Source organism: Pseudomonas donghuensis (assembly GCF_000259195.1).
Taxonomy (GTDB): Bacteria; Pseudomonadota; Gammaproteobacteria; order Pseudomonadales; family Pseudomonadaceae; genus Aquipseudomonas; species Aquipseudomonas donghuensis.
In genome coordinates, this window is the sequence record NZ_JH650759.1 from 153,305 (window position 1) to 166,952 (window position 13,648).

Here is a 13,648-nt window from a genome sequence, read left to right on the forward strand (position 1 = left end):
CCGATCGTCCTCGGTGGCATTGAAGCCTCCCTGCGCCGTATTGCGCATTACGACTACTGGCAGGACAAGGTGCGTCATTCGATCCTGATCGACGCCTGCGCCGACATCCTGCTGTACGGCAACGCCGAGCGGGCCATCGTCGAAGTGGCCCAGCGCCTGTCGTTCGGTGAGTCGATCGAGAACATCACCGACATTCGCGGCACTGCCTTCGTACGCCGTGATACCCCGCAAGGCTGGTACGAGGTCGACTCGACCCGTATCGACCGCCCGGGCAAGGTCGACAAGATCATCAACCCGTACGTCAACACCCAGGACACCCAGGCCTGCGCCATCGAGCAGGAGAAGGGCGAGGTCGAAGACCCGAACGAAGCCAAGGTGGTGCAGATTCTCGCCAGCCCGCGCATGACCCGCGACAAGACGGTCATCCGTCTGCCGTCGTTCGAGAAGGTTCGCAACGACCCAGTGCTCTATGCCCACGCCAACCGCGTGTTGCACCTGGAAACCAACCCGGGCAACGCCCGTGCCCTGGTGCAGAAGCATGGCGAAGTGGACGTCTGGTTCAACCCGCCACCCATTCCTATGACCACCGAAGAAATGGACTACGTGTTCGGTATGCCCTATGCGCGCATCCCGCACCCGGCGTACGGCAAGGAGAAAATCCCTGCCTACGACATGATCCGTTTCTCGGTGAACATCATGCGCGGCTGCTTCGGCGGCTGCACCTTCTGCTCGATCACCGAGCACGAAGGGCGCATCATCCAGAACCGTTCGCACGAGTCGATCATTCGCGAGATCGAAGAGATCCGTGACAAGGTTCCCGGTTTTACCGGGGTGATCTCCGACCTTGGTGGCCCGACCGCGAACATGTACCGCATCGCCTGCAAGAGCCCCGAGATCGAATCGGCGTGCCGCAAGCCATCGTGCGTGTTCCCCGGCATCTGCCCGAACCTGAACACCGACCACTCGGCGCTGATCAAGCTGTACCGCAGCGCCCGTGACCTGCCAGGGGTGAAGAAGATCCTCATCGCCTCTGGCCTGCGTTACGACCTGGCGGTGGAATCGCCGGAGTACGTCAAGGAGCTGGTGACCCACCACGTCGGCGGCTACCTGAAGATTGCCCCGGAGCATACCGAGGAAGGCCCGCTGAACCAGATGATGAAACCGGGCATCGGTAGCTACGACCGCTTCAAGCGCATGTTCGAGAAGTACTCGAAAGAGGCGGGCAAGGAGCAGTACCTGATCCCGTACTTCATCGCCGCGCACCCGGGCACCACCGACGAAGACATGATGAACCTGGCCCTGTGGCTCAAGGGCAACGGCTTCCGTGCCGACCAGGTGCAGGCGTTCTACCCGTCGCCAATGGCGTCGGCCACGGCCATGTATCACTCGGGCAAGAACCCGCTGCGCAAGGTCACCTACAAGAGCGACCCGGTGACCATCGTCAAGAGCGAGCAGCAGCGCCGCCTGCACAAGGCGTTCCTGCGCTATCACGACCCGAAGGGCTGGCCGATGCTGCGTGAAGCCCTGGAACGCATGGGCCGTGCCGACCTGATCGGCCCGGGCAAGCACCAGTTGATCCCGCTGCACCAGCCGGCGACCGACAGCTACCAGAGTGCCCGGCGCAAGAACTCGACCCCGGCCGGCAGCCACAAGGTGGCCAAGGAACAGAAGATCCTCACCCAGCACAACGGCTTGCCGCCGCGTGCCAGTGACGGTTCCAAGCCTTGGGACAAGCGCGAACAGGCCAAGGCTGCGGCGTTTGCCCGCAACCAGGAAGCGGCCAAGGCGCGCAAGGATGCCGCCAAGGGCGGCAAGGGCAAGAAGAAGCCCGCCCGCCAGCCGGTTCTGCCGCGCTGATGCAAAACCCCGTAAATTTGTAGCAGGGGCGACTTTTACGGGGTGTTACAGGCTGGTTTTGCGGTGCTTGTCGTACAGGTAGGCCCCGATCATGAGCAAGATGTACAGGCCTAGTAGCAGCACGCCAGTCTCGTAGACTTGTACCGACATCCAGGGACCCTGCCTGCCAAAGTAGAACTGCCAAGGCGTGCTCTGATAGCTCAATTGCTCACTTGCTGCTGTATGTGTGGCAGCTTTCAACCAGAACATTGGCAAGATTAGTACTACGGCGAAAACAATGCTGATCACCCGTTGAAGCGTCGAGAAACCGCTGACTGCCACGAGTGCACCTGCAATTGGTAGTATGCCAAGCCACTGACGGCTTTCCGAACCAATCATCAACAGCGGTAGAAAAGCCAGCATGCAGGCCAGTAGAGCTTTTGGCGTATTCGGTGAGCGCCCACACGCCCATGCGATACAAGACGCTATCGCCAGAATGATTATCGGTCCAAAGCTTAGAAAGTGTGCTACCAGGGGTTTGAACGGTGCTGCCAGGCTTTGCAGTACCATGAAGTGCAGCAGCGGTGGACCTTTGAATCCGCTGTTCCAGTCAATCAGGTAATACATCGCCAGCGCGCTTGTCGAGAAGGCCAACAGTGCTGGCAAGACTGCACGAGGACGAAGGGCTTGCCATAGAGAGGGGTCGCATACCGCGCGGGCACCTAGCCAAAGTGCGAAGGTGAGGCTTGCCATGAGGCTGACTTCGGACAGTTTGCGTAGCGCCATCAACGACGTTTGTCCATCAAGGTGCGTGGCGTGGCTAGCAAGCTCGGTGTCGGTTACATCCGCTATCTGGCTCAGCAGCAAGGGAACAACGGCCAGCATCGCTACTCCGAACGCCAGCAATTGTGATCTGCGCCGCAGCGCTGGGCTGCCCAATTGAGTGACCTGGCGAGGCATGACTGCCAACACCAGTGCCACCAGAAACAGGCCTGGCATCAACCACACGAAGTAAGCGAGCAGTAGATAGAGCGCAAGTTGCCATGCGCGAGCCCAGCACCACAGGCAAAGACAGGTGAGGGCGAGGGCGATGTTGTCGCTGAGTACTGGATAGAAGTAAGGCATGACCATAAAAGGCCAGCTCATCAATGTCAGTGCCGAAGTCAATAACGCGGTACGCGGGAGAACGCCCAACTGGCGCAAGACGTCATGAAACAGGGCTGCTGCAATTGCCATGAACGCTATGTTCTGCAGTGCCTGGATCTCGATCAGTTGGCTGGGCGATGCGCCCAGGGCCGAAGCTCCGATCAGTGGGACGAAGCCTGACATACGAATGCTTCGGTACGGATCGGCAGAAATCGGCTCACCACGGCCAAGTAACTCGATGTAGTGCAGGTAAATACGTCCATCCCAGCCGGCACCGCCTTCAACGGGAATCGTACCGATAAGTTTGTACAGGCTGTAAAGCACTACCGCACTGAAGATACCAATGGTGAGGCTGGCGGGAAAACTACGCTGCCACCAGGGGGTGGTGTTGGGGGTGCGGATCATTGTTTAGTCTTTTGTGGGCGCTTCATGAATGCGAAGCGCGAAAACAGATAATTCAATGGCAGGGTGACCAGAATTGCTGCCAATGGTGCGCTTTCTTCAGGCCAGTCCAAGATATTGATCCATAACCAGAGCACGCACAGGCCGATTGCATACTGCCCCAGGTAAGTCAAAGGCAGCAGCAGCACCGAGTGCAATCCACGATGACTACGGAATACAAAACCGCGGTTTAGTACGTACGCCAGTGCAATGCCACTCGCGAACGCGATGGTGTAGCTCAGTTGATAGGGAAATATCACTAACAGTAAGAGATACACGGCATAGGTGCAGGCTGTATTGAAACCGCCAGACAGCAGGAACCTGAGTGCCGACGAATTTGCCAGGCGTGTTAACAACGGGTGCATTGATGACCTTGGGGGAGGAAAAGAAAAATTTGAATCAAGCTGACCTGGCTCCGAAAGTCTCGACCCGAAGTGGGATAGCCAGAGGCCGGTTTTTGGTGTTTTCGTAGGTTCGCCAGGCGTAAGAGCCAACAATACCCAGCCCAAGCAAATTCAAGCAGCCGAGGAAGGTGATCATGAGGATGGTCATGGCATAGCCCGGGACAGCAATCGCACCATGGAGCTTGGCTACCAATACCAGTGCCCCGACGAGCCCTGCCGCCAATGAGCCCAACGCGCCGGCACGGACCAATAGACGAATGGGTAGATCAGTGAAGGAGAACACACTATCCATCATGTAATTGAGCTTTTTGCGAAGCGTCCAAGCTGATTTGCCTGTCTGGCGTTGCCGACGCTTGTAGGTAACCACCTGGCGACGGAAGCCCAACCAGAAAATCTGAGCGATCAGTGAGCTATGGCGCTCTTCAAGTGTCAGTAGGGTGTCACGAAACACTCGGTTGCACGCGAACATGTCAACGCCTCCTGGCGGGATGTCCGGGACTACATATCGACGGTACAAGCTCCAGAACGTGTGTGACGCCAAGCGAGTCAACAGCGGGTCCTCGCGGCTTTCCCTAACCCCCACCACTACGTCGACCGGGGCTGTGCAAAGCACGTGATCCATCTCCAGGATCAGCTCTGGAGGCTCCTGAAGGTCTGCGGCCATTACCGCAAAGCGCTGGCCGTTGCCAAGCTGCAAGCCTGTACGAATGGCCATGAACGAGCCAAAGTTGCGTGACAGCAGCACTAATTGCGAGTTGAAACTTTCCCGGGCCAAGCCCTCGCGTAGCAGTTCATAGCTGCGGTCGGGGCTACCATCAACCACGAATACAGCCTCCAAACCACTCTGGAATTGTTCATCGAGAGCGCGCACAGCGTCGAGCAAGTCGCTAATCGATGCTTCATTCCGGTATACGGGAATCACTAGCGTCAGCAAAGTGAGGGTTCCTTGTGCATCGAGGCAGGCGAGAAATTGGCTATTAAATCATTAATCACCACGCGATGTGCACGCCAGAGGTTTCCGTATATACCGTAGGCGCAACTCTGCGTTAATCTGAGCGGCGTCGTCAGAATGGGGCACACTCGATGCCTGGTCCACTTGCCAGCTACTTGCCTGTTGCAGGCGTTTTTGACGAGATGCTCGACACCGGGCGTATACCTCGACCACATTGGCAACTGCTGCTGGATCGTTTGCCGCGCAATGCCAGCGAACAATTTGCACCGCATCAAGCGCTAATCTCCCGGCAAGTCCAGGAAAATGGCATGATCTACGATGTACATGCCGGTTCGGATGACGCCAGTCGCCGCTGGGAAATTGATCTGCTGCCAAACCTGATACCTTCGGGCGAGTGGCAGGCCTTGGCTGCTGGAGTGGCACAACGAGCGACATTGCTCAATTCTATGCTCGCTGATGTATACGGGGCGCAGCAGTTGATTGCCAGCGGGCTGCTGCCGCATGAGCTGATTTTCGGGCACAACGGTTTCCTATGGCCTTGTTGCGGGATCGAACCGCCGGGTGGTATTTCCCTGCATGTCTATGCCGCCGATCTGGTTCGTAGCGCCGATGGCCAATGGCACGTGATTGCCGACCGCACCGAGGCGCCTTCGGGTGCAGGGTTTGCGCTCGAGAACCGCACTATTCTCTCTCGTGTCATGCCCGAACTGTATCGTGAGCTGCGGGTGCAGCATCTGGCGAGCTTCTTCAACGATTTGCAGCAAATGCTAATTCGCCTCGCGCCTACGGCGGCGACGCCATTGGTCGTGTTGTTGACGCCCGGGCGATGTAGCGACAGTTACTTTGAGCATGTCTTCCTTGCACGCCAGTTGGGCTATCCGCTGGTTGAGGGAAGTGAGCTGACGGTGCGCGATGCCACTGTTTACCTGAAAACCCTGAGTGGACTGCAGCGCGTGCACTCGATCATGCGGCTGCTCGATGCGCATCTATGTGATCCATTGGAATTGTCCACAGACTCGCTGTTAGGCGTTCCAGGGTTGGTTGACGCCGTACGACGCGGGCGTGTTCTGATCACAAACGGGTTGGGTAGCGGTGTGTTGGAGTCACCAGGACTGATGAGTTACCTACCCTCGATCAACCAACAGTTGTATGGCGAACAATTGCTCTTACCTTCGGTATCGAGTGCCTGGTGTGGGGACGTGGTGGTTCGAGAAAGGGTGCTGGCAAACCTGGCGCAGCATCGTATCGTTTCAGCATTTCCGTCCCAACACTTCGTGCCAGTATGCGGTAGTAGCCTGGATGCCACTGCCCTACAAGCGTTGGCTCGGCGGATATCGGCAAGTCCTTACGCTTATGTCGCACAATCCTTGCCGCCTCAGTCCCAGGCTCCTGTATGGCAGTCTGGATCAGGGGAATTGCGAGCGCGGCCGATCAGCATGCGTATGTATGCTGTTGCGACGACAGAGGGTTATCGGGTGATGCCCGGCGGTTTGACCAGGGTCGCTGCGCTTGCAGATCAACGGGGTGTTTCCTGCCAGCACGGTGGTCTGACCAAGGACACTTGGGTACTTGGCGAGGCGGCACCACAGGGTGAACAGTGGCGGGCCCAGCGCACTATCGGTGTGGCCGAATTGATCCGTCAGGACCCTTACCTGCCATCGCGCGTGGTAGAGAACCTGTTCTGGTTCGGACGCTACTGCGAGCGTTGCGATGCCAGTGCGCGTTTGCTGCGGATCATCCTAACCCGTTACCTGGACGGCGACGATCCGCTGGCCTTGCAAGCAGCGGTGGAGCTGGCCGATGAGTTGTCGCTGCTGCCGGAGGAGGGCGACTTGCCCGGGCGCTTGCGCGCGGCGCTGGATGATGCGGACTGGGCGTTCAGCCTGCGCGCCAACCTGCTGCGCCTGCAGTGGGCGGCGTCGCAGGTGCGCGGCAAGCTCTCACGGGAGAACTGGCAGGCGCTGGTCGAGCTGCAGCGGGAGGCGCAATGCCTGGAGGATGGCGAGGCGGATTTCGGCGAACGGGTGGATGTTCTCAACCGCCTGGTGATGTCGCTGGCGGCGCTCTCGGGGTTTGCCCTGGACGATATGACCCGCGACGAGGGCTGGCGCTTTTTGATGCTTGGCCGGCGCATCGAGCGTCTGCAATCGCTGTGCAGTAGCCTGGCGGCGTTTCTGCGCGGGCCGGCGGTGTACGATCAAGCCGGGCTTGAATGGTTGCTGGAGCTGGGCAACAGCAGCATCACTTATCGCTCGCGTTATCTGGCCGTTGCGCAACTGATCCCGGTGCTCGATCTGTTGTTGCTCGATGAACAAAACCCCCACGCGGTGCTGTTCCAGCTCAAGCTGCTGGTGCGTGCCAACCAGCGCTTGAGCGAAGAGTTCGACAGCCCTCGCGATCCGGCCCTGGCCCTGCTGGCTGAGCAATTGCGCCACTTCGACCTGCGTAGCCTGGAGCATCCACTGTTCGGCAACGCCAGCGTGCAGGCGGTGTTGGCCGGGCTGGCTGATCTGCTGCAAGCGGTCGCCATCGCCAGTGGCGAGCTCTCCGAGCGCCTGGCCCTACGCCATTTCGCTCATGTCGATGATGTCAGCCAACAGACGGTGTCGCTGTGATGAGTGCCCGCTACCAGATCGTTCACGACACCCACTACCGCTACGACAGCCCGGTGTCCCTGGCCCAGCAGCTGGCGCACCTGTGGCCGCGGCCTTGTGCCTGGCAACGCTGTACGGCCCAGGCCCTGCAGGTCAGCCCGCAGCCGACCCAGCGCCGTGATGACTGGGATGTGTTCGGCAACCCGCTGACCCGCCTGGCATTCGAGCGCCAGCATGAGCAGTTGCGGGTGGTGGCGCGTTTGCAAATCGAAGTGCTGGAGCGGGCCGCGCCGGACTTTGCCGCGGCGCCCGCGTGGGAGCAGGTACGCGATGCCCTGACCTATGCCAATCAGCCGCTTTCGAGCGCGGCTCTGGAAGCCTGTCGCTACCGCTTCGAGTCACCTTATGTGCGGCTCAAGCAGCGCTTCGTTGCCTTCAGCGAGTCCTGTTTTCAACCCGGGCAGGCATTGCTGGCGGGCGTGCAGGCGCTGATGGAGAAGATTTTTACTGAGTTCACCTTCGACGCCGACGCTACCCAGGTCGCCACGCCGCTGGTGGAGGTGCTGGAGCGCCGTCGTGGGGTGTGCCAGGACTTTGCCCACCTGATGCTCGCCTGTCTGCGTTCGCGTGGGCTGGCGGCGCGCTATGTCAGCGGCTACCTGCTGACCCGTCCGCCACCCGGCCAGCCACGGCTGATTGGTGCCGATGCCTCGCATGCGTGGGTTTCGGTGTTTTGCCCGGGGCAGGGCTGGATCGATTTCGACCCCACCAACAACCTGCGCCCGGCGCTGGAGCACATCACCCTGGCCTGGGGCCGGGACTTTTCCGATGTGTCGCCGTTGCGCGGGGTGATCCTCGGTGGCGGCAGCCATGACCCGCAGGTGCAGGTCACGGTGATGCCGCTGGATGAAGCCGCTGCCTTGTAGGAGCGGGCTTGACCCGCGATAAGGCCCATCAGGTGTTGCCTGGATTGCGACCGCTACGCGCTCGATCGCGGGTCAAGCCCGCTCCCACAGTCAGTCAGGCTTTTTGTCGACCCACTTGGGCAGGACCGGGGCTTCGAAGCTGTCCATGGCGTCGAGCAGCTCGGCGGGCGAGTCGGCCAGTTGCAGCATGGCGCGGTGTTGCGGGCGTACGAAGCCCTCTTCCACCACATGGTCGAGAAAGCTGCCCAGCTTGCTGTAGAAGCCGTTGACGTCGAGCAGGCCCAGCGGCTTGGCGTGGTAGCCCAATTGGCCCCAGGTCCAGACTTCGAACAGTTCTTCCAGGGTTCCCAGGCCGCCCGGGAGGGCGACGAAGGCGTCGCTCAGTTCAGCCATGCGTGCCTTGCGCGCGTGCATGCCGTCGACCACTTCCAGGCGGGTCAGGCCGGTGTGGCCGATCTCGGCGTTTTTCAGCGCTTCGGGGATGATGCCGATCACCTCGCCGCCCGCAGCCATGGCCGCATCGGCAACGATACCCATCAAGCCCACGGCGCCACCGCCGTAGACCAGGGTCAGGCCGCGCTCGGCGATGGCCTGGCCGAGGGCGATGGCCGCCTCGCGGTAGGCCGGGTTGACGCCGGTGCTGGCGCCACAGAACACACAAACGGAACGTACGGGCATTGCTTCTCTCCGGTTACAAGCGTGCACAGAGTAAGGCGCTGGCCGCTCGCTTCCAAGCCCGCAGTGTTCACTCCGGCCGGGCAAACTCGCAGGAGGCGCCTGCAGCGCCGCAGGCGTAGGCGGCCAGAAGGCTGTTCAGGAAAGTACCAAAGGACATGATCATTTACTCCTAAATGAGAGGTTGTCTCATCCTCCCTCAAAGGTGCATGATGGGCACTTAGATTTCCTGTATACAATCCATAGAACAAATTCACTGCCTGGCTCTTCGGCCAGCGCTTGACCCACATCATGGGCCGGTCTTGCGGTTTCAGGCAGTCTTCAAACTGATAAAAACCCCTGCCATGGAGATTCACGATGTTTGCCAAAGTTGTAGCAGTATCCTTGCTGACCCTCGCCAGCACTCAGGTATTTGCCGCTGAGTGCAAGGCGACGATCGACTCCACCGACCAGATGTCCTTCAACACCAAGGCCATCGAAATCGACAAGAGCTGCAAGACCTTCACCGTCGAGCTGACCCACTCCGGTTCGTTGCCGAAGAACGTCATGGGCCACAACCTGGTGATCAGCAAAGAAGCTGACATGCAGCCAATCGCCACCGACGGCCTGGCGGCTGGCATCGACAAGAGCTACCTGAAAGAAGGCGACGCGCGCGTGATCGCCCATACCAAGATCATTGGCGCTGGCGAGAAGGATTCGCTGACCATCGACGTGTCCAAGCTCAAGGCAGACGAGAAGTACGGCTTCTTCTGCTCGTTCCCTGGCCACATCTCGATGATGAAAGGCACTGTTACCCTGAAGTAATTGCCCTGGGGCTGCTTTGCAGCCCATCGCCGGCAACGCCGGCTCCCACACCGATTACTGTGGGAGCCGGCGTTGCCGGCGATTCAATCAGCGCCTCAAGGCGCGAACGGCATCTCGCGCTTGTGCTGGGTCTTGCGGTACGTGGCGCTGATGATATCGAAGGCTTCCTGGCTCACCGGCTCGCCATGCAGGAACGCATCGATCTGCGCATAGGTCACCCCATGGGATGCTTCGTCCGGCTTGCCGGGCGCCAGGTCTTCCAGGTCCGCCGTCGGGACCTTTTCCACCAATGAGTGCGGCGCGCCAAAGCTGCGCGCGATGGCCCGTACCTGGTTCTTCACCAGGCCGCTGAGCGGTGCCAGGTCGCAGGAACCATCACCAAACTTGGTAAAGAAGCCCATCACCGCTTCGGCGGCGTGGTCGGTGCCGATCACCAGGCCCTGACGGGCGCCGGCGATGGTGTACTGAGCAACCATGCGCATGCGCGCCTTGGTATTGCCGACGACAAAGTCGACCATTGCCGGCGTGCCGTTCTCCAGGGCCTCGACCTCGGCTGCCAGGGCCCGCACGGCCGGGGCGATGTCGACGGTGTGCACCTCGTCTGCCTTGATCACCTCCAGGCAGGCCTGGGCATCGTGCTCGTCGTGCTGCAGTTGGTAGGGCAGGCGCACGGCGATGAAGCGGTACTGCTCGTCACCGGTCTCGCGGCGCAGTTCGTTGATCGCCCGTTGCGCCATCAGCGCCGCGGTCAACGAGTCGACGCCGCCGCTGATGCCCAGCACCAGGGTCTTGAGCCGTGCGTTGCTCAGGCAGGTCTTGATGAACGCCACGCGCCGGGCGACTTCGGCGTCGAGCGCGGCGCTGTCGGTAAACGGCGGCTGGACCTTGAGCGCTTGCGCAATCTCTCGCTGGACGGCTTGCATGAATTACTCCTTGGACACTTTGAAGACGTGGCGCAGGTAGGCGACGAAGTTTTCGTCGCGGCATTGGGTCTTGGCCGCCTCATCGGAAATCTTGGCGACGGGCTGGCCGTTACAGTCGGTCATTTTAAGCACGATGCTCATCGGCGCCACCCCGGGCAGGTCGCAGGTGAGGTTGGTGCCGATGCCGAAGCTGACGTTGATCCGCCCGCGCAGGGCACGGAAGATCTCCAGCGACTTGGTCAGGTTCAGGCCGTCGGAGAACACCAGGGTCTTGGTCATCGGGTCGATCCCCAGCTTGCGGTAGTGGGCGATGGCCTTTTCCGCCCACTGCACCGGGTCGCCCGAGTCATGGCGCAGGCCGTCGAACAGCTTGGCAAAGTACAGGTCGAAATCGCTCAGGAAGGCATCCATGGTGATGCAGTCGGTCAGGGCGATGCCAAGCAGCCCGCGGTATTCGCGCACCCAGCAATCGAGCGCGGCGATCTGGCTGTCGATCAGCCGCGGCCCCAGTTGTTGATGGGCCATGATCCATTCATGGGCCATGGTCCCCAAGGGCTTGATATCCAGTTTCCGTGCCAGGTGCACGTTACTGGTGCCGACAAAGCGCGCCGGGAAATCTTCCTTGAGCACCCGTACTACTTCTTCCTGAACCTTGTAGGAGAAGCGTCGGCGGGTGCCGAAGTCGGCGACCTGCAACTCGGCCAGCTCGTCGCTGCTGGCATTGGCCTTGAGCCAGTCGAACTTGCGGTACAGCTGGTCGCGCGCGTCGCTGAGCTTTGCCTGCGGATGACGATGGCGGTTGCGTACTTCGCTGATGATCGCAAGCAAAGGCACTTCAAACAGGATCACGTGCAGCCAGGGCCCGCGCAGGCGCAGGTACAGCTGATCGTTCTCCACCCCCAGTTGCAGGTAGCGCAGGTTGAAACGGAACAGCCCGAGAAAGCGCAAGAAGTCCGGCTTCATGAAGCTGATCTGCTCAAGAAAACCCAACTGGCCATTACCCAGGCTCAGTTCGCACAGTTGCTCGATCTGTTCGCGGATCTGCGCCAGATAAGGGCGCAGGTCTTCACCATTGCGGCAGCGGAACTCCCATTCAACGTCGACGTTGGGGTAGTTGTGCAGCACGGCCTGCATCATGGTCAGCTTGTAGAAATCGGTGTCGAGCAGGTTCTGCACGATGCGATCGGCAAATGCACTCTCGCTCATAAAGGGCTCCAAAGGGGGGCGCACGCCATCACCAGCCGCGACGACGCACAGACCTGCGCATTGTGCCAGCCTTTATCGCTGCGGGGGCAGGCCAGGCCTGGGGTAATTCAGTAGCAGGCTACAGGTAGCGGCGCTTTTAGCGCTCAGCGGCTAGCCTGTAATGGTGCCCGCTGTAGCAGTCGCGCACCACGGATGTGCAGTTCGGTTACGCATCCTGTTACAGGCCGGTTGCACGTAACCACAACCAAGGGTTGCAATGATGGCACTTCGCGGTTGCTCTTTTTTGCTGGAACGGGTGGCGCTTGCCGTGAGGCAGACGGTTGCACGACCAATAAAAAAAGGCCGCGAATCCTTGCACTGCAACTTGTTCACGAGTTTTTCCAGAATAAAAAACCACTGGCACGGCGCTTGCTCAGAGCAATTGCTGAAAGTTGTAGTGCCAACCAAAAAAAACTCCAGGAGCACCACCTCATGTCGCAGACGTTTTACAAGAAAGGCTTTCTGGCCCTTGCCGTGGCTACGGCGCTGGGCGTTTCTTCGTATGTTCAGGCCGACATCAAGATCGGCGTAGCAGGCCCGATGACCGGTGCCAACGCAGCGTTTGGCGAGCAGTACATGAAAGGTGCACAGGCGGCGGCCGACAAGATCAACGCCGCAGGCGGTGTCAACGGCGAGAAGATTCAGCTGGTCAAGGGTGACGATGCCTGCGAGCCGAAGCAGGCCGTGGCCGTGGCCAACCGCCTGGTTGATCAGGAAAAGGTCGTCGGTGTGGTCGGGCACTTCTGCTCGTCCAATACCATCCCCGCTTCGGAGGTGTACGACGAAGCCGGTGTCATCGCCATCACCCCGGGTTCGACCAACCCGCAAGTTACCGAACGCGGCCTGACTGGCATGTTCCGCATGTGCGGGCGTGATGACCAGCAGGGCATCGTCGCCGGCGACTACATCGTCGATGTGCTCAAGGGCAAGAAGGTCGTGGTCCTGCACGACAAGGACACCTACGGCCAGGGCCTGGCCGATGCGACCAAGGCTCAACTGGTCAAACGCGGCGTGACACCAGTGCTGTATGAAGGCCTGACCCGTGGCGAGAAGGACTTCAGCGCCGTGGTCACCAAGATCCGCGGAACCGGTGCCGACGTCGTCTACTTCGGTGGCCTGCACCCGGAAGCCGGCCCACTGGTCCGGCAACTGCGTGAGGCGGGTCTGAAAGACGTCAAGTTCATGTCCGACGACGGCATCGTCACCGACGAACTGGTCGCCACCGCTGGCGGCCCGCAGTACGTCGATGGCGTGTACATGACCTTCGGCGCCGACCCGCGCCTGCTGCCAGACAGCAAGGCAGTGGTTGAAGAGTTCCGCAAAGGCGGCACCGAACCTGAAGGCTACACCCTGTATGCCTACGCCTCGGTCCAGGCCCTGGCCGCCGCCTTCAACGGCGCCAAGTCGAACAAGGGCGAAGACGCTGCCAAGTGGCTCAAGGCCAACCCGGTGCAAACCGTGATGGGTGAGAAGAAGTGGGACAGCAAGGGTGACCTGACGGTCTCCGACTACGTGGTCTACCAGTGGGACAAGGACGGCAAGTATCACCAACTGGAAAAACAAAAATAACAACGGTAGGCGACCCGGGCCTGTGCCCGGGTCGCTGCCCGGTTTTGCGCCGTACCTGTCTTTTCTCGTAGATCTGCACAACCCTGCGCTGCGAGAGCCGCTTCATCCAGGGCTCACCGTAGTCGGCGCTTGT

The 13,648-nt window shown here is 60.3% G+C and carries 11 protein-coding genes; 5 read left to right on the plus strand and 6 right to left on the minus strand.

What is annotated here, in order from left to right:
- On the plus strand, nucleotides 1-1,857 hold a 1,857-nt coding region (locus UW3_RS26615), incomplete at its 5' end, for a YgiQ family radical SAM protein (protein ID WP_010221611.1).
- 45 nt (nucleotides 1,858-1,902) lie between these two features.
- Here the strand turns inward: UW3_RS26615 and UW3_RS0107100 are convergent.
- From UW3_RS0107100 to UW3_RS0107110, 3 genes are read right to left on the minus strand one after another with little or no spacing between them, the layout of a single operon-like run.
- On the minus strand, nucleotides 1,903-3,387 hold the full coding sequence (locus tag UW3_RS0107100; RefSeq protein ID WP_010221612.1) for a hypothetical protein: 1,485 nt from the start codon (nucleotides 3,385-3,387) through the stop codon (nucleotides 1,903-1,905).
- Nucleotides 3,384-3,788 (minus strand): GtrA family protein, encoded by a 405-nt coding sequence (locus UW3_RS0107105; RefSeq protein WP_050989996.1) that lies wholly within the window; start codon nucleotides 3,786-3,788, stop codon nucleotides 3,384-3,386. Before UW3_RS0107105 ends, UW3_RS0107100 begins: the two co-directional genes overlap by 4 nt.
- Before the next feature lie 34 nt (nucleotides 3,789-3,822).
- Entirely contained in the window at nucleotides 3,823-4,761 is a 939-nt protein-coding gene (locus tag UW3_RS0107110; protein WP_010221614.1) for a glycosyltransferase family 2 protein, read from the minus strand.
- A 149-nt stretch (nucleotides 4,762-4,910) separates the two neighbouring features.
- Between UW3_RS0107110 and UW3_RS0107115 the strand changes: the two genes are divergently transcribed.
- Nucleotides 4,911-7,394: a circularly permuted type 2 ATP-grasp protein gene (locus UW3_RS0107115; RefSeq protein ID WP_026001221.1), complete on the plus strand. Its 2,484-nt coding sequence runs from the start codon at nucleotides 4,911-4,913 to the stop codon at nucleotides 7,392-7,394.
- Nucleotides 7,394-8,299, plus strand: a complete 906-nt coding sequence (locus UW3_RS0107120; protein WP_010221619.1) for a transglutaminase family protein — start codon at nucleotides 7,394-7,396, stop codon at nucleotides 8,297-8,299. The genes UW3_RS0107115 and UW3_RS0107120 overlap by 1 nt, the downstream gene beginning before the upstream one ends.
- A 90-nt stretch (nucleotides 8,300-8,389) precedes the next feature.
- Here UW3_RS0107120 and UW3_RS0107125 read toward each other — a convergent pair whose 3' ends face one another.
- Nucleotides 8,390-8,977, minus strand: coding sequence for an LOG family protein (locus UW3_RS0107125; RefSeq protein WP_010221620.1), 588 nt, complete (start codon nucleotides 8,975-8,977; stop codon nucleotides 8,390-8,392).
- A 354-nt stretch (nucleotides 8,978-9,331) separates the two neighbouring features.
- Here UW3_RS0107125 and azu point away from each other — a divergent pair, with 354 nt between their 5' ends.
- Complete coding sequence (azu, locus tag UW3_RS0107135) at nucleotides 9,332-9,778, plus strand: azurin (protein ID WP_010221621.1); 447 nt, start codon at nucleotides 9,332-9,334, stop codon at nucleotides 9,776-9,778.
- Nucleotides 9,779-9,873: 95 nt separating this feature from the next.
- Here the strand turns inward: azu and nadE are convergent, their stop codons facing one another.
- Nucleotides 9,874-10,701, minus strand: coding sequence for an ammonia-dependent NAD(+) synthetase (nadE, locus tag UW3_RS0107140; RefSeq protein ID WP_010221622.1), 828 nt, complete (start codon nucleotides 10,699-10,701; stop codon nucleotides 9,874-9,876).
- A gap of 3 nt (nucleotides 10,702-10,704) precedes the next feature.
- Entirely contained in the window at nucleotides 10,705-11,907 is a 1,203-nt protein-coding gene (pncB, locus tag UW3_RS0107145) for a nicotinate phosphoribosyltransferase (RefSeq protein WP_010221623.1), read from the minus strand.
- A gap of 471 nt (nucleotides 11,908-12,378) precedes the next feature.
- Here pncB and UW3_RS0107150 point away from each other — a divergent pair, with 471 nt between their 5' ends.
- On the plus strand, nucleotides 12,379-13,515 hold the full coding sequence (locus UW3_RS0107150) for a branched-chain amino acid ABC transporter substrate-binding protein (RefSeq protein ID WP_010221624.1): 1,137 nt from the start codon (nucleotides 12,379-12,381) through the stop codon (nucleotides 13,513-13,515).
- The last annotated feature ends 133 nt before the right edge of the window (nucleotides 13,516-13,648 follow it).